The following is an 18,514-nucleotide window of genomic DNA, read 5'->3' as shown; positions in this document are numbered from 1 at the left end:
TCTTATTGAGAGGGTAATTTACAAGAAAAAGTAGTGAAAAATCTTTTGAGGTTGGTAGCGATCGCTCTGTTTGTGCCATTCTTTGCCCCACAAGCCGAAGCAGCCACGATGCTTAAGGTCGCGCAAGAATCTAAACCAGGCTTGGGAGACTTTGACAGTAATATTTTAGGATTTATTGAAGCTTTTGGTACAATCAAAACAGCAGCCAATTACTACCATTACAGCAAAGGTTATATTGCATCTTTTAATAACCCAGCTCTGAGTTTAACGGTTAAGCAATCTCACCTTTTTTTTGTAGATGCTATTGATGGGCTGTCACTGTTTATCGTTCATTCTAAGCCGGGTAATCTAACAGGTGGAGCGGCTAAAATGAGCTTTAACTTGTTGGGAGATACGGCGGAATTAAAAATTGTAGATGATTTAGGTGAGGCAACTGCAAATTCCACTGGCACCGTCTTTACTTCAAATCAGGGTTGGGGATCTTGTTGCACTGATGGTTTAGCCATTGGTTCGCTCGACAATAATTGGGAAATGTCGGTGCAATTCACTGCACCACCTAAAGAATTGAACAGTTGGCAAGTATATTCTTCATCAACCTCGTCAAAGATTTCCCTCTCGATGCAAACAGGGCGTCGAGTAAAATTAAAGGCTACGCCTGTATCTACACCGGAGCCTTCAAGCATGACTTCCTTAGTTTTTGCCGGCTTAGCACTGGCTGTACGTCGTCGCGTTCAGGGCGGTATTTTGTAATGGATAATTTGTGTTTTTTTCAGACTTCTATGTATGAGGTTAGCTTCATGCAGTCAGCAATTGTTTAGATTGATAAGGTTGTATAAGCTACAAAATATGGGAGCATCCCACTTTTGTAAAAAAGCAACAAACGGTCAATCAATTCTAGAGTTGCTTCGATCGCCCAACTTGCGAAAGATAGTCGATAAAGTTGCAAAAATTTTCCTTCAGTTTTGATGGGGCATCAAAAACCGGCATCTGGAGAGTCTTGGGAATACCCCCTCCCCCTGGATTTTGAGCTGTGACCGGATCGGCTAAGATATCAAGGCACACGTAAAGGGTAACAACGTGGGGAAACGCCGGTGCAAATCCGGGGCTGTGCGGCAGCTGTAAACGAGGTGACTCTCGGAAGCCAGAATGCCTACTTAGTACCTTCATACAGTCTAACTTCCTGCCTTGCACGGGAAAGGAGCAATCAAATTGATGCCTAGTATAAATTCAACCGACCTCATGGGACTGAAATCCCCTACTCCCCAGTCGATTCAATTGCCGCCGCTACCTTTGCGCCGTCCGTTGTTGATGGTTGGTCATGGCACCAAAGATGAGGATGGACGGCAGAGTCTTCTAGATTTTGCTGCCGCGTATCAAGGTTTAGACACGTCGCGTCCTGTTTTACCTTGTTTTCTAGAACTCACTACCCCCACGATACAGGAGGGGGTGGATCGCTGTGTAGAAGAGGGTTATACGGAACTCTCGGTGTTGCCGATTTTGCTATTTGCAGCTCGACACAATAAGTTTGATGTTACGAATGAGTTAGACCGAGCAAGGGTTAGACATCCCCAGGTGAAGTTTTACTATGGGCGTCATTTTGGGATTACGCCAGGGATTTTGGATTTGTGGCGATCGCGTCTTTCGGAATTAGACCAACCCCAGTACAATCGCTCAGAAACGGTACTGCTCTTTGTCGGTCGCGGTTCTAGCGATCCTGACGCTAACAGCGATGTTTATAAGCTTGCCCGGATTTTGTGGGAAGGTAGCGGCTACGCCACCGTTGAAACTTGCTTTATCGGCATTACCCATCCCCGTCTGGAAGAAGGGTTTCGCCGTGCTAGACTCTACGAGCCTAAACGCATTATCGTCTTGCCGTACTTCCTATTTACCGGAGTCTTAGTTAAAAAGATTTTCGACATCACCGCGCAACAGCAGGAGCAATACCCGGATATTTCCATGACTTGCCTGCCCGAAATGGGCATTCACCCTCAGTTGTTGTCTGTATTAAGAGAACGAGAAATTGAGACGCAGTTGGGGCAAGTGCAAATGAATTGCGAAATGTGCAAATTCAGGATAGCAGCCAATAGCAATAGTAACGGGCACACTCCCGCCCACGATCATTCTCATCATGGGCATGGGCATGGGCATGGGCATAGTCACGATCATGCTCACCCTGCTGAAGATCCCTACAGAAATGTAGAGCAATATCATCAAAAGATTTGGCAAGCGCCTTGAATATTTGATAGGTAGTCATTAGTTAGTTGTCATTAGTTTCACTACCAAGGAACTTAGAACTAATGACTACTGATAATTCTCAACTACTCATTACCGAAAAACCGATGTCTAAAGAATTTGTAATTGGTGAGCGAGTCCGTGTAGTAACGTTGCCGCCTTACGTTAAAACAGCGGAACCGATGCCAATGCTGCGTCCTCCTGATGTGATTCAGCTTGGGGAAGAGGGTGTCGTTGTTGATCGGCGTCCAGGGGGATATTGGAGCGTCCGTTTTGCCAGAGGAGTTTTTCTGCTGGATAACCAGTTTATAGAATCTGTGCAGGCGATCGCGAATACCGAATCAGAGGCAGAGGCAACTGATGAGCGATCGCACAACGTACCACTGGAGCAAAAATATATCGTTGACCCCAGCTGAGTCAGACGCGATCGCGTTAGCGCCCCGATCGCATTACTTCCGTTTTTTCTGGTTTTTCTTGCGTGACTCCTTGGACATCTTTTTTTTAGATTTGGCTTTGGGATCGCTCTTTCCAGGGCGAAAGCCTTTCTCTTCCTGAGAAATTGATGAACCCGTGAAGCCAGAAGCGCCGATCCCCATTCCTTGAAAGCTCCGGTTAAATTTTTTCTTCGGTAATTCTTCAGGCGACTTCAAGCCCAAATCCACCTGCACATCATCCCAGTCTCCTACCAAGAAACGATCCACGGTATCGGCAGCAAAGACTCGTTCCATCAGTGGCGCGGACTCTACCGCCTTCAGATCGACCAGGGAACCGATGAGAAAGCTATTAAATTCTGGGCCGTTTTCTGCAAACGATTCCAGTTGATTGGTGAAAATCGCAACACACTCAGGACGAGCCTCAGGATGATCGATTGCAATGTCTTCCAGACAGTTAAGAGCAGTTGTGCGGGGGAATATCGCCTGAGAGGTATCCGCTAGATAAGCCGCCAGAGACGGAATCGCCACTTGCCCGATCATGCTATAGACTAATGGCAGTTCTTCGGCAATCCATTCCCAATAGTTGCTTTCCTCTTTCTCAAACAAGCCCATGAGCGGCTCAATGGCAGCCTCAGCGCGGAGTTGTCCCAACGCTCTCCACGCATGAATAGGTGCCCAGGATTCGAGAGTATCTTCATCATCCCGATATAACTCGTTGTCTGTTGCCATGCGGATCAAGTCAGGAATGTCCTTAGGGGCAATACCGAGTTCTAGATAATCAGGCCAATTGTCGAAGTCCATCTCGGCACAATTGCCATAGGTGAGCAGCTGGTTCACTGGTGGTGCATAACTCTCTATGCTCATCTCAACCCCCTTGTTTCCATCTCGATTGCTTCTGTTAGATTCACTTGAGCTTTGGCACCCTCACGTCCTCATCTCTATCACGATACCGAGGATGAATCAATATAGATGATTCGTCGCGGGGTCGCGAAGCAGCGCTACTCTCAAGCGTGCTTCGCCCTCATCAATTTGCCGCTACTGGGTGAAAAAGTGAGTTGGGAGGGGAAGATCCCCAGTGCGATCGCCCTCTTGTATTCTTTTCTCTGGGTTCTTTGTCGTTTGTTTCTTCCGGTGCGTTTTTAGGGTGCCGATGATTGCCCCGCGCTAACTTCTAGAACCAAACGGTCTAGTGCAAGTTGCATCTGGGTACAAACTTTTTCATAGCAAGCATTCACATAAGCGCGATCGCTCGCTGCTGCACGACCATAGCGTTCAAACACAATCGGGGCGAGGACACGGGTATGAATTTGCACGGGCAGCGGAAAATTCGGGATCGGGCCAATTGCCACCCCCCAAGGCAACCCTAAATAAAGTGGAAAGACACCTGTGTCAGCATCTAACTTCCAGGGAAAGCCCCATTCATGCAGTTGTCGCACCTGCTGGTAGAAATCTGCTAGAACAATCAGCGTCTCGTGGGCACCATGAGAAATAATCGGCACAATTGGCGCTTCTTCCCGCAGTGCCAGTTTGATAAACCCCTTTCGCCCTGCAAGATGAATTTGATAACGCTGGTTGTAAGGACGGAACATATCCTCCGCCCCGCCAGGATAGACGAGTACAGATGCACCCTTCTGAAGGGCAGCCATCGCTACTTTCGGATGCGCGATCAGCGCCCCTACCTGGGCAGCGGGCACTGCGAAGATGGGAGTTTTCCAAGCAGACGGATGCATGAGTCCATAAGCTAATCGTTCGTAGCCAAACCGACGGAACCAGTCATACAAAAACATCGAGGTATCCGGCGAAGCCAAGCCTCCGTTATGGGAACCGACAATTAGTGCCTTCCCTTCGGGGGGCATATGATGCCAGCCATCCGTTTGAACCCGAAAATAGTGGCGGTAGAACCATTCCCATACCGGCATCCAAGCTTTAATCACATCGGGATTTCGCTCTTCTAGCGACCAACCATCAAACTGATGACCGGCCGTTTTGTCGTCACTGCCTCTGCTACCCATAGAAACATTAATATTTTCAAACAATGGTTTTTAACCGCCCAAAACTCATAAATTGCGTTCTTTAGGATAATCTGCTGTCGAGTCTATTGGCAAACATTTATCCTTTTTCTAGGGATCGTTTCCCAATCTTTTTGGGTTAAGGCTCGATCCCCCAACTTTGATTAACAAAAGGGGCAAATTTTCTCTCTTTTCAGGGGCTAGGGGAGGGATCTCGAAGGAGCGAACACCGCTAAGGGAGACGTATTGGATCGCTTCCACTCTCGATTTGCCTACCATTGCCCTCACTTATATATTTTGTGTTCTTTGCGCCTAAAATGGTTCATTTCTTTTCCTGTGAAATTACCAAGTCTGCAATTAAAGGTCGGTGGTCTGAACCAACATTTGACCCAGTGCGAATATTCTTAACTTTAATTTCCGGACTGATTAAACAATGATCGATAGGAATGGCTAATACAAAAGAGAAAGGTGGGAGAGTTTGGGAATAGGAAGCTTTTGTCGGCCAACTCGGTAGAATCCCAAATCCTTTCTGGGCATTATGCAGCCCAGTTTTATTGATAAATCTTTTGTAATAAGGAGACCACATAGTTATATTTAAATCCCCAACCATTACAACTGGGGTTTTCAATTTTTGTATATATTGGCTGATTTTGTCTAGCTGTTGATTCCGAGAATGAAAGAAGGTAGGTTTGACGGGCGGTAGCGGATGAGTGGCAATCAGGGAAATCAATTGTCCGTTCATCGTAAAGTTGCCAACAATACTATTATTTTTATCTGTCCCAAAAAGATTGATAGAAGCGTTGGTGAGAGGCTGCTTACTATAAACGGCGATACCTAGATTATAAGGATTAGGTTTTTTAATAGAGTAGGGAAGAATATCAAGAAGAGAATCTAATTGTTTTATCCAAGCGTCGTTAACTTCTAAAAAGACAGCAATTTCTGGTTTTTCTTTTCTAACGACAGACAATATTTTTGAATAGCTTTTATTTTGCGTATTCAGATTAGAGCTTAAAATTCGGATAGATTCAATATTATTCCCCGGTTTTGGCGATAGAGAAATATACCAAGGGAGTATCTCGGCCAAAAGTAGAGAAATACAAAATAGGCTAATCAAGATTAAGAGTTTTTTGCGAGTCAGTAAGAGTAAGGCAAATAACACTAACCCTACAATGAGATATTGCAGTTTAAAGTGAGAAAGCTGTTCTAAAAAGATATTCCAGCCAACTAAGCTAAGCAAAGAAAGCAGCGTTATCCCCAAAATCCCCAAGAATAATAAATAGGGAATTAGCTTGATGAAGAGATGGTTGTGGGAATTTTTATTCAGCGATCGCATACACGGTATCACCAGCGCCTCCCTTGAGCGTACCAGGTTGAACGCGGGTGGGAAAGCTAGAGCTGTCTCATCTACATAGACAACTCTATTTTTGCGGAAGGTGGGGCCAAATGAGCGCGATCGCTAACCGGAGTGACTCCCCCACCATTGAAAAACGCACCGTTTCATCCGCCGTCTTCTCCCACTGCAACAACTGCTTTTGGAACGTCTGGTCTTGCTTTGCTCGCTTTACCAGCGCCTGACTAATCATTGTCTTTTGGATTTCTTCGGTCGAGATCCCCTCGTTCTTCAGGAAATTCAACAACCGCTGCACGCTTTCGACCAACTGCTCTGGCGCTTGGGAGAGGATAATCAGTTGGATCTGTTTCACCACCTCTTGATAAATCCGCAGCCGATAATCGGGTGGAGGCGACGGTAGTAACGGTGGCGGTGGCGGTGGCGGTACCTTCAGCGTTACAGGTGGATTTTCTGGGCGAACCTTGATTTCCAGCAGATCCAAGATCGCTTGTCGCTTAGACTCCACCAACTGGAGCATCTCCGGGTAGATCTGCAAAACTCGTTGAGACAGAGTTTTCGCATTCACAAAATGACTCGACGCCAGTTTTAGCAGATACTGCTCCTCCTGGGGTTGGTAAGACTTAATACTGAGTTGCAAGTCAGGAGAATCGAGTTGCACCTGAGCCAAAGTAAACACCAGCGCTTCCCAATTCGGAGCTTCTTTCAAAAAAACTTCTATGGTAGTGGCACCCTCCGCACCCTCCGCGTCCCCGGTGCTATCGTCCTTGCCAAATTCCCCCGGCTCAAAATCCCGACCGATTGGAAAGCGCTCAGTCGGTTTTTTAGTCGCGTAATTAAACCGGGTAAAAACATAACGGCACTCCACCTTAGAAAGATCGACATCCTCAAGATGCCAGTTACTGATGCAACAGCCGGTCAATTGCGCCTGGTCGAGATTAGTGCGAATCAGATGACTTTCTAGCAGATAGGCGTCGCCCAAATTTGCCTCAGACATCGTGCAGTCGCCCAGGTATGCCCCGCTCAAATCAGCTTTCCGCAGATCCGCTCCACGTAAATTTGCCTCGCTCAGGTCGGCACGCAACAAATACACATCCTGCAAGATCGCTCGGAGTAAATAAGCTTTTCGCAAGCTGGCTTTGAGTAAATAAGCTCCCGTCAAATTCACCCGACTCAAGTCAGCACTATTAAGAATCGCTTCGCTCAAATCGGCACCGATGAGAATTGACCGATGCAAGTCTGCCTCAGTCAAATTTGCCCCCCGTAGGTAGGCAGCGCTGAGGTCGGCTTCCGTCAAGTTAGTGCCGACTAAAACCGCATCTCGTAAATTCGCAGCTTCTAAATGCGCTTCCCGGAGATTTGCACCGCTGAGGTTTGCACCAATCAAGCTAGCGCGACGGAGATTTGCCTCCATTAACTCGGCTTCGATTAACTGAGTGCCGTTAAGTTTGGCATTTTCGAGATTGATTTGATCCAGCTTCGCTCTACATAAGTCAGCACCGCTCAAGTCGGCTTCTTGAAGCACCGCCCAGTTGAGGTCGGCTTCTTGGAGAGTGGCTAAACGCAAGTCCACTTTCACCATCCGAGCGCGACTCAAAATTGCCTGGTTAAGATTGGCACCTGTGAGGGTGACGCTCCGCATATCGGCTTGGCGCAGGCAAGCACCGATGAGCTTGGATTGGTTCAGAGAAGCCCAGCTGAGGTTGGCACCGCTCAAGTTAGCTCCGGTTAAGTTTATATCGCGGAGATTGACCCCACCGAGGCTGGCTCCACTGAGGTCTACATAGGAGAAATCGCGTTCTCCTTGTCGGTACCGATCGAGGAAATTATGTATTTGCACACCCTTGCAGGATAAAAATTATTAAATTTTAAAAATAAAAAATTTAAAAGGCAAAATTTTCAGGGATTTCCTTCTTTATTTTGCCTTTTAAATGAGTAAAAATTGGCTCTTTTATGGTATCCAGTGCGGATGAAACCCAGGGAAAGGCAGCGGCTCTGGTTGGAGCTGGGCTTTGGGTTGTGCAGCGTCTGGTTCGCTCAGGGGAAGCAGCCAAAGGCGACTGGTGGCGATCGCTTGTCCTTCACTGGTTCTCAAACCGTCTGCCGTGGCTGCTGTCTCGTTGGTCACAACTTGGTCGAACAGCAGCGCTAACCCATCCGGTGCCAGACTCATCCGAATATCCCGCTGGATTGGCAGGAGCAACAGCGGCTCGATCGCCTTTGCATCCAGAGTCCCTTTCTCTGTTTGGAGGTCAATTTCCGCAATGTAAGGCTGTTCTTGGTACTCTTCTCCTGGGAGTAACTGAGTCAGCAGGCAGTAGAGCGTTTCCTTATAGGGAGCAAACTGACAGTTGAGTATTGAGCCATTTGTCCGCAGCAGTTCTTTCTGTGCGCCTTGGTTGGTGACTAAAAAGAGCGATCGCGTGTAATCTGTGTTAAATTTCACCATCGCGGCGGCTGAGCCATCTCTGGCAAAATCCAGCGCCATCCCAAACTTAGGCAGAAAATCTAGCGGTTTGGCTCCCGGTGTCAGCGGCAGAATCGCGATTCCCTCTCCCTGAGCGCTTGCCACCGAGGCACTATCCGGCGCAATCAAAAAATCTCCGCCCGGTTGGTTATTCAACGGTTGCGGCGGTGCATTCGGTCGGACTATCCACAAGCCAAATTCGGCTGGATTTTGGCTGTTCACCCGCTGAACAACAATTGTTTGTCCATCCGCCGCTAAGTCAAATTTGAGATTCTGGTAGTTTTCATTATTTAAAACCAGATTCATTCTGCCTGGGGGATCGAGATCCTTTTCAGATTTTCCTTTGGTTTTGTAATGGAGTCCGGTGCTGACGGTATACAGTTGTTGTGCTGATACACCGGGTTGGTTATTCGTCGCGTCGGCGGCAGAAAACAAAACCTTGTCACCATCTGGATACACCTTAAAGTCCATCACCACTAGGTCTTTAGGCGTCAGCACAGTTTTTTTGTTTTGGGTGAGGTTGTAGAGGATTAACTGTCCCTGTTCTTCTTTCTCAACGCCCAGGTAGATAAAAGCGCGATCGCGGGTGCGAAACTGACTCGTAAACGGTTGAATTGCCTTCCCCGTTTTCCCTTGAGTGCCTAAGCGCTCTCGCGCCCCCTGTAATTCCACTTTATAGTCGGTGTCATAGGATACTGGGGAAGTAAGGGTATAAGACATCTTCCGCCCCGCCCAACTGAATTTACCCGGCAGGGGTGGAGCGATTCGCAGATTTGCTTCCACGCTGCTGTGTTCCATCGGGCGGCTAAAGGTGAGGATAAAGGAAGTATCCTCGACACCTACTTTTTCACCCTGCCAGTTGAAATCCCGCACGCGAGGCCCGGTAACGAACAAACAGTTCGTGCCGCAGGCATCGCCACCCCATACCACTAGCCCAATCACTACGCTTAGCACTAGCATCAGCGCTAGCGCCAGACGGTCAACAGGTTGCACCCATTTTCGATTTTCGATTTTTGATTTTCGATTCATCACTGCCTTCGCCCTCGCCAATCTAAAATCTAAAATCGTCTAATAATCATACGGGTTCTTCGGTGCTTCTACTTTTTTAAGGGAATTTGGCTTGATGGTGAGTTGGCGTTTGCCTTCTAGAGTTTCGGTCATCATCTCACCTTCAACTTCTAACCAAGTATCAGGCGCATAAGCTGCCCGGTTTTGAGTGAGTTTTACCGGAAGTCCCACGGGATAAGCATCTGCGGCACAGCAGGTAATCACAAATTGCGAAATTAACAGATATTGCTCGGAGAGTTTTGGGGGATGAACGACAAATCCCTTCACTTTAACTTTCTGACCCGTGTAGGTATCGGGTTCTGGGTTGAAGTTGAGTGTCCGTACCCAGTCGATGAGCGATCGCTCTTCCGGTCTTGTTGAAGAGCGAAATGATTGGGGTTGCGCTCGTGTCAAGGTCAAAGAGTCCGTAATCCCCCGATCGAGCGCTGTGTTTGAGGTAAATGCGCGGGGGGCAACCAATAAACCGGCGATTGCCGTCAACAGCAACAATACACTGCTCCAACCGGGAGGAAATAGGGTGATGTGCTGAAGAACTGCCACCGACCGACTTTCCTTCCGGTTATTCAACACTTTCCCCATCAGTTGCATAGCGCTCAACGCCGCCATAATTAACAAGCAGATGGCAGTGACAACGACAAATTTAAAGTAATCTCGGTGAATCAGCAGGTATAACTGACCCGTGAACCAATATTTCAGGAGCAAGGCTCCCCAAGCGGTTAGTGCTAAGACATCCAAAGCAGGAATTATAAATTTTTGAGAAATAATTTTTGGTTGATTGGTCATTGGTAAGGGTGCGAATTGCTAATTCAAGACTGGATTAATTGCTAATTGTTCGGAAACCTTTGTTCCATTCGCCATTAGCAACTAACCACGAATCTTAGAAAAAGTACGTATACAAGAGAGTCATTATAAAAGTCAGCTGAGCTGCAAGACCAAACAGGTAAAACACAGCTCTGGGTTTGAAAATGGATAACATCAAACCGATGCCTTTGAGGTCAATCATGGGGCCAAATACCAGAAAGGCTAACAAGGAGCCGCTGGTAAATGTTGTGGCAAAGGAAAGGGCAAAAAAGGAATCGACCGTTGAACAAATTGACACCAGAGCCGCTAATCCCATCATGGCAAGGATGGAGGTGATTGGCCCCTGACCCAAGCTGAGGATTAGTTCGCGGGGAGCGAGTACCTGAATCGCCGCTGCGATCGCGCTTCCCAAAATTAACACGCCTCCCAATTCCCGCAGCTCTTGGACTGTATTATCAAGGAACATCCGCAGCTTGAAAGGCAAGGGTTTTGACGTAATCGATTGACCCATCCCGCCGGAGATGCCAACAGCGCTCATTGCTGGTTGCGGTTGTCCCAGCCAAAACGTGCCGGATTTTAACAAGGTGGGAGTGTCGTCTTCCCGTGCCCCTTGAGTTTGCATCTGAGGTATGGCGCAAGCGATCGCGGGTTGTAGTATCGGCTTCAGATTGGACTGAACGCTGAAAACCGAGGCAATAATCGTCGCGATTGATAGAGAAAATACCACCCGCAACACGACAATTTCTGGCTGATCTCGAAACGCTACCCAGGTTGACCAGATCACGATCGGATTAATGGTCGGTGCCGCTAGCAAAAATCCAACTGCCACGGGCGCAGGCACTCCCTGCATCAGCAACCGCCGCGCCACCGGAACGTTGCCGCACTCACACACCGGGAACAAAAAGCCCGCACAACTACCTACAAATGCCCCCAAAATAGGGTTTTTCGGCATGACAGAAATCAGCTTGCCCTCATCGATCCACAACATGAGCAAACCGGAGAGCAAAACCCCCAGCAGTAAGAAAGGCATTGCCTCTACCAGCAAACTCAAAAATAAGGTGAAAGCGTTGTGCAGTTGATTCATGCTTTGGATCGTGAGAAGCCTTTTTTAGCTTTATGAGGTTGCCAAGACATTTTAGCGGTTATTACTACTCATCACTAGGTTCTCTGAATGTGCTAGTGGACGAACCCTGTTACCAAAAGTTGCTCGCGTTCTGCCGAATCCGCCTGTAGCTTTACCGTAAATTTACGGAGTTTACAGAACCTTTGTCGTTTGTAACACGGACGATTGCTGGTGAAAATGCTATCCTATGCATGAAGTATACGCAAGCTTCCATTGCTGCGTTTTCATGCAGCGGGGTACCCTGTGCTGAACGCATTTTTATCACTTCCTTTGTCATCCAATCGAAGCCAGCAAGACTTGTGTTTGGAGTCCACGCTGCGATCGCTATCGCTTCACGATTGTCAGATTGAATATCATCAAGTTGGCTGGGAAGTTACTCAGATTTTTAAAGCTAATCCGTTACTTCCAGGCGTTATCTTGATGAAGCAGGGTCAATTAGCTGGGATGATTTCACGGCGGCGATTTTTGGAATACATGAGCCGTCCTTACGGATTAGAACTATTTTCCAAACGTCCCATTGAGTGTTTATATCGCTCCGCCGAAACGGAAACTTTGATTCTGACCGGCGATACATTAATTGTGGCGGCGGCGCGTCGATCTTTGCAACGAGCGGCTGAGTTACTTTATGAACCGATTGTGGTGGAAGTCGCGCCGCACGTTTATCGATTATTAGACGTACATCAATTACTGATCGCTCAGTCGCAAATTCACGAATTGGCAACTGAATTGCTCACTCAACTTTATACTCATGTGGAAGCAGCCAACCAACAATTGCTGCACCTTGCCACTTCTGATGGTTTGACTGGGGTTGCTAACCGACACCGTTTTGATGGCTATCTCGAATCTTGTTGGCAACAGATCCAAGCGAATCATTCAGAATTATCGCTGATCCTGTGCGATGTTGATTTCTTCAAAAAGTACAACGATACCTACGGTCATCAAGCGGGTGATGACAGTTTGCGACAGGTTGCAGGTGCCATCCAGCAAGCGGTGCAGGGGCCAGAAGATTTAGTGGCACGCTATGGGGGCGAAGAATTTGCCGTGATTTTGCCGCACACCTCACTTGAGGGTGCCCTTCAGATCGCAGAATGCATCAGACTGGCTGTGAAAGCCTTGAAGATTGCTCATGTTTGCTCAGATGTAAGCGAGTACATCACCCTGAGTTTAGGCGTTGCCACAATCTTTCCTAGCTCAACTTTTTTACCTGCAATGCTGGTTGCAGCGGCGGACGAAAAGCTTTATCAAGCAAAACAGACTGGGCGAGATCGGTCTCAAGGTCATCTGCTTCGTATTCCGCGCGATCGCTCATCCATTTCTGAGCCATCTGCAAGTTCTTGAATAAAGAATTATTCTATTTTTAAATAAATATATAGAGTTGTTTTAGTTCAGTAAAAGTGTAAAGTATTTCAGCTCTATCACAATTCAAAAAAGCCTAAAATAGTCATTTTTAACCAAAACTTAATCTAAACTTTAAATTGAATTTAAAAATAAACAAAGGTTCTACCTGTAAAATTTATAAATTAAATTCAGTAGAATGTGGGAATCAAGTAGATTTTGCATTTTCTTATACAGCAAAGAACTAATTGAGGTAATTTATGATGGCTTGCCAAGAATCCCCGTCGGAATTATCAGTTCTCCCGCTGTCTCAGATAAAAAACCTCAATTTAGAGTCAACCCTTCAAGAACTGCCCCTATACGATTTTCAGATAGAAGTTTCTAGTTTGGGGCAGGAAGTCAACAAAGAATTTCAAACAAATGCGCTGTTACCAGGCGTCATCTTAACGATAGACCGTCAGTTTGCCGGAATGATTTCGCGGCGGCGATTTTTAGAACAAATGAGCCGTCCTTATGGACTGGAATTATTTTTAAGGCGACCCTTACTGGCTTTATATCAATTTGCCAGCACCCATGTTTTGAAACTTTCTGGCGACACGTTAATTGTAGCGGCGGCAAAGCAGTCTTTGCAAAGACCTCCTGAGTTACTCTATGAACCGATTGTGGTAGAGTTAGCGCCGGGAATTTACCGATTACTGGATGTACATCAATTACTGGTAGCGCAGTCCAAAATTCATGAGTTGACAACTGAGTTGCTGAATGAGCAAACCAAAGCTCAGATGTTGCAAACTGAAAAAATGGCAAGTTTGGGGCGGACAGTTGCTGAGGTTGCCCATGAGATTAGAAATCCGATTAACTGCATTAATGGGAATTTCGGTTTTGTGGAAAAGTATTACCAAAACTTAATAGGTTTATTGGCAGCTTATGAAAAAGAAATCAAACCTTCAAGTAAAATCGAGGAACTGAAAGAAGAAATGGAGATTGAGTTTCTTTTAGAGGATTTGCCTAAATTAATAAAGAGTATGAAGCTGAGTGCAGAGCGACTAACAAAAATTGTTAAGAGCTTGCAAAATTTTTCTCATATGGATGAGAACCGAAGGCAGCCCATTGACTTGCACGAGTGTATTGAAAGTACTTTATTGATTTTAAATAATTCCCTTAAACAGGGAATTGAATTAATTAAAAATTATGGCGATTTGCCCCTAGTGAATTGCTACTCAGGGCAACTGAGTCAGGTATTTATGAATATTATTAGTAATGCGATTGATGCGCTCAAAGAGCAAGTCACTGATGGGTCGGATTGGCAACCCCAAATAGAGATTACGACGGAAGTTTTAGAAATCGAAGATTCTGAATGGGTAGCGATTCGGATTGCAGATAATGGACCGGGAATTCCACCAGAAATTCAGGAGCGGATTTTTGAGACGTTTTTCACCACAAAGCCGGTGGGTAAGGGAACGGGATTGGGGTTGGCAATTAGTTATCAAATTGTTACCGAGAAACACGGGGGTCATTTATCGGTGCGATCGCGTGTATGCCCAGAAGACTGCTCGCCTTTAACGTATGTTGCTTCTAGCACCTCCCCCGTAATTAAAGCATTGCCTAATGCGTTGCCGGTGCCCCTAGCTTCCTCAGTAGGAGTAGAAATAGCAGATTCGTATCCGCCATCAGAAAGGCTATCTGTTGGGGCTAGCGGACGCGAGTTGCTAGGCAATCCAAGAGGAAGAGAAGATTCACAACCAAGGATGGGTACAGAATTCGAGATCCGATTGCCACTCGTTTAAGAAGCTGGGTAATAATTTTTCTGAAAAAAGTAGCAGAAATTAACCTCAAGGACGGGTGGAGCAACTGCTGAAAATGGTAGTCTATGGTCATGGCTGATTCCAGCCTCACTGCTGCATTTGTGGGCGTTGTGTGTCGGTACCAAACGGATTTATATCACTTCCGTCCTTGTCCCAAGGGAGCGATCGCGATCTCTCCATAGAGTCAACTCTTGGGGAACTTCCGCTGTATACCTTTCAGGTGAAACCTAGCTGCGTGGGTGTGGAGGTTGCCCGAATTTTTGAGAAGCATCCCCTGCTGCCAGGAGCTATCTTGCTCGAACAAGGTCAGTTTGCCGGGATGATTTCGCGGCGACGGCTTTTGGAATATCTGATCCGTCCTCATCGACTAGAGCTGTTTCTGCACAAACCGCTGCACATCCTCTACAAGTACGTCCAATCTGAGGTTTTAATCCTTCCCGATAGTACGCCGATTTTGACGGCAACCCAGCAGGCGCTGCGGCGATCGCCTGAATTTCTGGGAGAACCCGTCGTGGTGCAAGTTGGAGAATCTGACTATTGGCTGTTAGATGTTCAGGACTTGAATGTTGTTTCCTGGCAAATCCGGGGAATCGAAGCTCAGGTGCGATATGAACGCACCCAAGCTCAGATGATTCAAAGTGAGAAAATGGCAAGCTTAGGCCGCTTAGTGGATGGAGTTGCCCACGAAATTTTAGACCCGGTTGGCTTTATTTGGGGGAACTTAACCTATGTCTCCGCTTATACTGAGAACTTAACCGAATTGCTGTCTGCTTATGAGACACATTTGCCGGAGATTCCTGAAGAAATTGCGGCTCTCAAAGAAGAGATAGAATTTGAGTTTGTCCAACAAGACTTGCCCCGCTCGATTGCCAGCATCCGCTCCGGAGCTGAACGATTGAAAAAGCTAGTGATGAGTCTGCAAAACTTTTGCCATATTGATGATGTTTATCCCAAGCCTGCTGATTTGCACGCTTGTTTAGATAGTATTCTTTTACTTTTAAAAAGTCGGGTAAGCAGCGAAATTGAAATTATCAGAAATTATGGTCATTTGCCGCCGGTACAATGTTATGCGGGTCAATTGAACCAGGTTTTCATGAATATCCTCACGAATGCGATTGATGCATTGATTAATCAAGCAGTAGTTCAGCAGTTTACTGAGGATTTCCGAGGAACATTGCCATCCAATACCCACCAGAAGCCTCGAATCGAAATCACGACAGAAGTTTGTTCGTCTAAGGCAAGCCAAAGTGGATTTTCTGATTCGCGCTGGGTTTCCATTCGCATTGCCGATAATGGCCCTGGAATGTCTCCAGAAGTACACCAGCAAATTCTTGAGTCTTTTTCTGTGGAGAAACGCTCTGCGAAAGAAACGAGTTTATCGGTGAGTTATCAGATTGTGACGGCGAAGCACGGTGGAAAATTAAGAATGCGATCGCGTAGTGCCTCCCCTCAGGGCGACTCGCACAGCGTATGCCCTGAGGATGGCTCTCCCCAGGGGTACTCTGCTTCTAACAATTCCAGCACAGAAGCCAAACCAGCTATAGGCACTGAATTTGAGATTTTGTTGCCCTTAGTTTAATGAAAAATTAAAGGCAATTTTAAGGCTTTAAGGCTCTACTTTTACAGGTGTTCCGATGTCTACCTGTGCGTACAAAGCCAAGATATCCTGATTCCGCATCCGGACGCAGCCGTGGGAGACGGCCTGTCCCACGAGTTTCTCCTGGGGGGTGCCATGAAACCCGATAAAATTGCGTCCATCCGTCCAAAAAGCGATCCACCTGGCTCCTAAAGGATTATCTGCGCCTGGAGGAACGACTTTTCCATTCCAAGGATGCTGCCAAGCTGGATTGCGTAGCATTTGCGTCACCTTGAATGTGCCTGTAGGCGTCTCCCAACCTTTTTTCCCGACGGCGATGGGATAACTTGCTTTCACTTGATTGTCGCGGTAGACATAGACGCGGCGATCGCTTAATTTAATCACTAAATGAGTATCAGGCGTGGTACTCGCTGGGGAGAGTTCCTCTAAAGGCAGATAGAGAGAGGGTGCCCCCAGTGGAGGCAATTTTGGTTCCGAAACAGGCAATTCAATCATTGCCTCTCTGGTACTTGCCAAAGCTTGTATTGGAACTGAGGCAGCCGTCTGCTGCCGAACGCCCAGCAATAGAATGGCTGCACTGAAGCACAGCAGCTTGAAGCTTCCAGATGGTAATTTACCTCCGAGCATTCCTGTCCTCTCTTTTCCCTGGTCAACGACTCTTATCGAATTATTATCTGAGATCAAAACTGTAAATCACACTGAACTAGCTGACTTAATTTGAAATTGGATTTTCTCAGTAGTGTCAAGGTTCACAAAGTTAGATTTTATTCCCAGACCTACTCGTGATGACCTATATATTCCGGTAGAGTAAATCTTTAGCCGAGTATAGATAGGATTTGGAAAACAATCTGGGTGTTTTCATCCGTTGCTAACTACAACTGTTGCCAATAGTCAAGTTTATTACCCAAATATTTTAAAGTGAGGGTGTAATGCGTTTGCCAAAAACCAAAGTATTGACAGGTACGATGCTAACACTGTTACTCTCCGCAGTATCGGTGTTTCCAGCGATCGCTCGCCCAGCAGAAGGTGAATCCAGGCAGCTCCTCAGCCAAACCAACACCGACACAACCACTCCTAGCCCAACTGACGCCAGTCAATTAGTTAGAGGAACCGTCCGAAGCATTAAGGGCAATGTAGTCACGCTGACACTACCAGACGGTACAACCAGAGATATGATGCTTACACCAGAGGATCTAACCCGGTTGAACCTGATGCCAGGAATGGAGATTAGCGCCACATTGGATGACCAGAATATGGCTAGCAATGTGAGTATGGTTACAGCCGATACGACAGATACCACTCGCCTCAACAGAACCCGTCGGGTGGAAGAGACGACAACTCAGCAAAGAACAGTGCAGACAACACCGTCTCCTGCGCCGACAACAATCACTGGAGAGACAACAACGGCTCCAGAAACAACAACGACTCAAACCGAACCTGAGACGACTCAGGCAGCGCCTGTGCCAGCGCTTTGGTAATTACTTTCCCCGCATTGAGCAAGTAATAAAGAATCGTTAGCGTCGCCATGCCGTCCCCTAAAGGACGGCATGATTCTTTTGCGAAGTTTTTTTGTGAAAGTTATCTTGTGAAATAGAGGCTTGGTTGCGATCGCGCGAGGATTCTGAAAAAATTCAAACGTCCTGATTCATTTCGAGCAATCCAGGTGGTGGCGTAATTTCAATTCGCCGATTCTCCAGGTCTACCACGGGCGCGATCGCTTTCACAAAAGGAATCAAAATTGTAACCGGCTTCGGCTCCTTCGGTCGAAGTTTCCGTTTTTTACTGGTTCGATTGACTTCCCCTTTCTGGGGTAGTTCCGGCTCATCCTCTGGCGCAACAGCTACAGGTTGCTGGTGCAACTGCACTTCCAGTAAATCATTGCCAGCCGGAAATACATTCACCACCACGCCCAAGTTTTCTCCCGATTCTTGAAGGAAAACCTCCAAGCCAATTAAGTCTAGAACGTGGTATTCATCTTCTGCCAAGATAGGGCGATCGGAAGCTTTCACCATTAACTTGGTTCCAGTGAGTGCCTCCGCTCGATCCCGATTTTCTACCTCAGCCAGCTGGACAACGTATAGATTTTTACCATCTATATATCGCCCTTTGACCAATTTTACTGGCTGCGGTTCTGTCTCGCCCGGTCGCAACATCCAACGCTCTCCCGGTTCCTCAAAGCGTTCTGGGAATTGGGACTCCGGATACACCCGCAACTCCCCTTTCATCCCTTGAGCGGCAACAATTGTGCCAATTTCTAACCACTGGTCATTGGTCATCAGCTTTCTGTATTCCGTATTC

17 protein-coding genes and 1 riboswitch are annotated in these 18,514 nt (G+C 46.9%); of the genes, 8 read left to right on the top strand and 9 right to left on the bottom strand.

The features are described 5' to 3' along the window. Positions 1 to 51 precede the first annotated feature (51 nt). The 3 genes from H6H02_RS13675 to sipA all read left to right on the top strand — a co-directional run bounded on the left by H6H02_RS13675 (position 52) and on the right by sipA (position 2,648). Positions 52 to 750 (top strand): hypothetical protein, encoded by a 699-nt coding sequence (locus tag H6H02_RS13675; protein ID WP_190818519.1) that lies wholly within the window; start codon positions 52 to 54, stop codon positions 748 to 750. Between the two features lie 287 nt (positions 751 to 1,037). Continuing rightward, a riboswitch (cobalamin riboswitch) is annotated at positions 1,038 to 1,173 on the top strand. A 39-nt stretch (positions 1,174 to 1,212) separates the two neighbouring features. Next, positions 1,213 to 2,235 carry a sirohydrochlorin chelatase gene (locus H6H02_RS13670; protein ID WP_190818517.1) on the top strand — a complete coding sequence of 341 codons (1,023 nt, stop codon included), beginning with the start codon at positions 1,213 to 1,215 and terminating at the stop codon, positions 2,233 to 2,235. Positions 2,236 to 2,339: 104 nt separating this feature from the next. Continuing rightward, positions 2,340 to 2,648 carry a regulatory protein SipA gene (gene sipA / locus H6H02_RS13665; protein WP_190818602.1) on the top strand — a complete coding sequence of 103 codons (309 nt, stop codon included), beginning with the start codon at positions 2,340 to 2,342 and terminating at the stop codon, positions 2,646 to 2,648. Positions 2,649 to 2,681: 33 nt separating this feature from the next. Here the strand turns inward: sipA and H6H02_RS13660 are convergent, their stop codons facing one another. Then, the gene (locus H6H02_RS13660) at positions 2,682 to 3,530 is read right to left on the bottom strand and encodes a hypothetical protein (protein ID WP_190818515.1); all 849 of its coding nucleotides are present in this window, start codon (positions 3,528 to 3,530) and stop codon (positions 2,682 to 2,684) included. Positions 3,531 to 3,635: 105 nt separating this feature from the next. Between H6H02_RS13660 and H6H02_RS13655 the strand changes: the two genes are divergently transcribed. Beyond that, positions 3,636 to 3,809, top strand: a complete 174-nt coding sequence (locus tag H6H02_RS13655; RefSeq protein WP_190818513.1) for a hypothetical protein — start codon at positions 3,636 to 3,638, stop codon at positions 3,807 to 3,809. On the opposite strand, the gene H6H02_RS13650 is transcribed toward H6H02_RS13655, so the two are convergent. From H6H02_RS13650 to H6H02_RS13625, 6 genes are all read right to left on the bottom strand, one after another. After that, positions 3,806 to 4,678, bottom strand: a complete 873-nt coding sequence (locus H6H02_RS13650) for a lysophospholipid acyltransferase family protein (RefSeq protein WP_190818600.1) — start codon at positions 4,676 to 4,678, stop codon at positions 3,806 to 3,808. The genes H6H02_RS13655 and H6H02_RS13650 overlap by 4 nt on opposite strands. 319 nt (positions 4,679 to 4,997) lie before the next feature. Further along, on the bottom strand, positions 4,998 to 6,008 hold the full coding sequence (locus H6H02_RS13645) for an endonuclease/exonuclease/phosphatase family protein (protein WP_190818511.1): 1,011 nt from the start codon (positions 6,006 to 6,008) through the stop codon (positions 4,998 to 5,000). 85 nt (positions 6,009 to 6,093) lie between these two features. Further along, on the bottom strand, positions 6,094 to 7,863 hold the full coding sequence (locus H6H02_RS27660) for a pentapeptide repeat-containing protein (protein ID WP_190818509.1): 1,770 nt from the start codon (positions 7,861 to 7,863) through the stop codon (positions 6,094 to 6,096). A 111-nt stretch (positions 7,864 to 7,974) separates the two neighbouring features. Then, positions 7,975 to 9,519: a hypothetical protein gene (locus tag H6H02_RS13635; RefSeq protein WP_190818507.1), complete on the bottom strand. Its 1,545-nt coding sequence runs from the start codon at positions 9,517 to 9,519 to the stop codon at positions 7,975 to 7,977. Between the two features lie 39 nt (positions 9,520 to 9,558). Beyond that, positions 9,559 to 10,341: a TIGR03943 family protein gene (locus H6H02_RS13630; protein ID WP_190818505.1), complete on the bottom strand. Its 783-nt coding sequence runs from the start codon at positions 10,339 to 10,341 to the stop codon at positions 9,559 to 9,561. 94 nt (positions 10,342 to 10,435) lie between these two features. Further along, positions 10,436 to 11,443, bottom strand: coding sequence for a permease (locus H6H02_RS13625; RefSeq protein ID WP_190818503.1), 1,008 nt, complete (start codon positions 11,441 to 11,443; stop codon positions 10,436 to 10,438). 309 nt (positions 11,444 to 11,752) lie between these two features. Here H6H02_RS13625 and H6H02_RS13620 point away from each other — a divergent pair, with 309 nt between their 5' ends. The 3 genes from H6H02_RS13620 (at position 11,753) to H6H02_RS13610 (ending at position 16,198) form a co-directional block, all read left to right on the top strand. Further along, complete coding sequence (locus H6H02_RS13620; protein ID WP_242040696.1) at positions 11,753 to 12,820, top strand: GGDEF domain-containing protein; 1,068 nt, start codon at positions 11,753 to 11,755, stop codon at positions 12,818 to 12,820. 257 nt (positions 12,821 to 13,077) lie between these two features. After that, entirely contained in the window at positions 13,078 to 14,601 is a 1,524-nt protein-coding gene (locus tag H6H02_RS13615; RefSeq protein ID WP_190818491.1) for an ATP-binding protein, read from the top strand. A 151-nt stretch (positions 14,602 to 14,752) separates the two neighbouring features. Further along, positions 14,753 to 16,198: an ATP-binding protein gene (locus H6H02_RS13610; protein WP_347342609.1), complete on the top strand. Its 1,446-nt coding sequence runs from the start codon at positions 14,753 to 14,755 to the stop codon at positions 16,196 to 16,198. 27 nt (positions 16,199 to 16,225) lie between these two features. Here H6H02_RS13610 and H6H02_RS13605 read toward each other — a convergent pair whose 3' ends face one another. Beyond that, positions 16,226 to 16,843 (bottom strand): L,D-transpeptidase family protein, encoded by a 618-nt coding sequence (locus H6H02_RS13605; protein WP_190818486.1) that lies wholly within the window; start codon positions 16,841 to 16,843, stop codon positions 16,226 to 16,228. A 302-nt stretch (positions 16,844 to 17,145) separates the two neighbouring features. Here H6H02_RS13605 and H6H02_RS13600 point away from each other — a divergent pair, with 302 nt between their 5' ends. Next, the gene (locus H6H02_RS13600; protein ID WP_190818484.1) at positions 17,146 to 17,694 is read left to right on the top strand and encodes a hypothetical protein; all 549 of its coding nucleotides are present in this window, start codon (positions 17,146 to 17,148) and stop codon (positions 17,692 to 17,694) included. A gap of 153 nt (positions 17,695 to 17,847) precedes the next feature. Here the strand turns inward: H6H02_RS13600 and rimM are convergent, their stop codons facing one another. Next, entirely contained in the window at positions 17,848 to 18,492 is a 645-nt protein-coding gene (gene rimM / locus H6H02_RS13595; RefSeq protein ID WP_190818597.1) for a ribosome maturation factor RimM, read from the bottom strand. Between the last annotated feature and the right edge of the window lie 22 nt (positions 18,493 to 18,514).

This window comes from Coleofasciculus sp. FACHB-1120, from assembly GCF_014698845.1.
GTDB lineage: Bacteria > Cyanobacteriota > Cyanobacteriia > Cyanobacteriales > FACHB-T130 > FACHB-T130.
The sequence above is the reverse complement of the archived record's forward strand: the minus strand, read 5'-3'. Positions and strand labels throughout refer to the sequence as shown.

What these genes read in the sequence shown, in the direction of transcription:
- H6H02_RS13625 (WP_190818503.1), bottom strand. Translation starts at nt 11,443, where the DNA reads ATGAATCAACTGCACAACGCTTTCACCTTATTTTTGAGTTTGCTGGTA.
- H6H02_RS13600 (WP_190818484.1), top strand. Translation starts at nt 17,146, where the DNA reads ATGCGTTTGCCAAAAACCAAAGTATTGACAGGTACGATGCTAACACTG.
- H6H02_RS13650 (WP_190818600.1), bottom strand. Translation starts at nt 4,678, where the DNA reads ATGGGTAGCAGAGGCAGTGACGACAAAACGGCCGGTCATCAGTTTGAT.
- H6H02_RS13670 (WP_190818517.1), top strand. Translation starts at nt 1,213, where the DNA reads ATGCCTAGTATAAATTCAACCGACCTCATGGGACTGAAATCCCCTACT.
- H6H02_RS13630 (WP_190818505.1), bottom strand. Translation starts at nt 10,341, where the DNA reads ATGACCAATCAACCAAAAATTATTTCTCAAAAATTTATAATTCCTGCT.
- H6H02_RS13605 (WP_190818486.1), bottom strand. Translation starts at nt 16,843, where the DNA reads ATGCTCGGAGGTAAATTACCATCTGGAAGCTTCAAGCTGCTGTGCTTC.
- sipA (WP_190818602.1), top strand. Translation starts at nt 2,340, where the DNA reads ATGTCTAAAGAATTTGTAATTGGTGAGCGAGTCCGTGTAGTAACGTTG.
- rimM (WP_190818597.1), bottom strand. Translation starts at nt 18,492, where the DNA reads ATGACCAATGACCAGTGGTTAGAAATTGGCACAATTGTTGCCGCTCAA.
- H6H02_RS13615 (WP_190818491.1), top strand. Translation starts at nt 13,078, where the DNA reads ATGATGGCTTGCCAAGAATCCCCGTCGGAATTATCAGTTCTCCCGCTG.
- H6H02_RS13655 (WP_190818513.1), top strand. Translation starts at nt 3,636, where the DNA reads ATGATTCGTCGCGGGGTCGCGAAGCAGCGCTACTCTCAAGCGTGCTTC.
- H6H02_RS13660 (WP_190818515.1), bottom strand. Translation starts at nt 3,530, where the DNA reads ATGAGCATAGAGAGTTATGCACCACCAGTGAACCAGCTGCTCACCTAT.
- H6H02_RS13645 (WP_190818511.1), bottom strand. Translation starts at nt 6,008, where the DNA reads ATGCGATCGCTGAATAAAAATTCCCACAACCATCTCTTCATCAAGCTA.
- H6H02_RS13635 (WP_190818507.1), bottom strand. Translation starts at nt 9,519, where the DNA reads ATGAATCGAAAATCAAAAATCGAAAATCGAAAATGGGTGCAACCTGTT.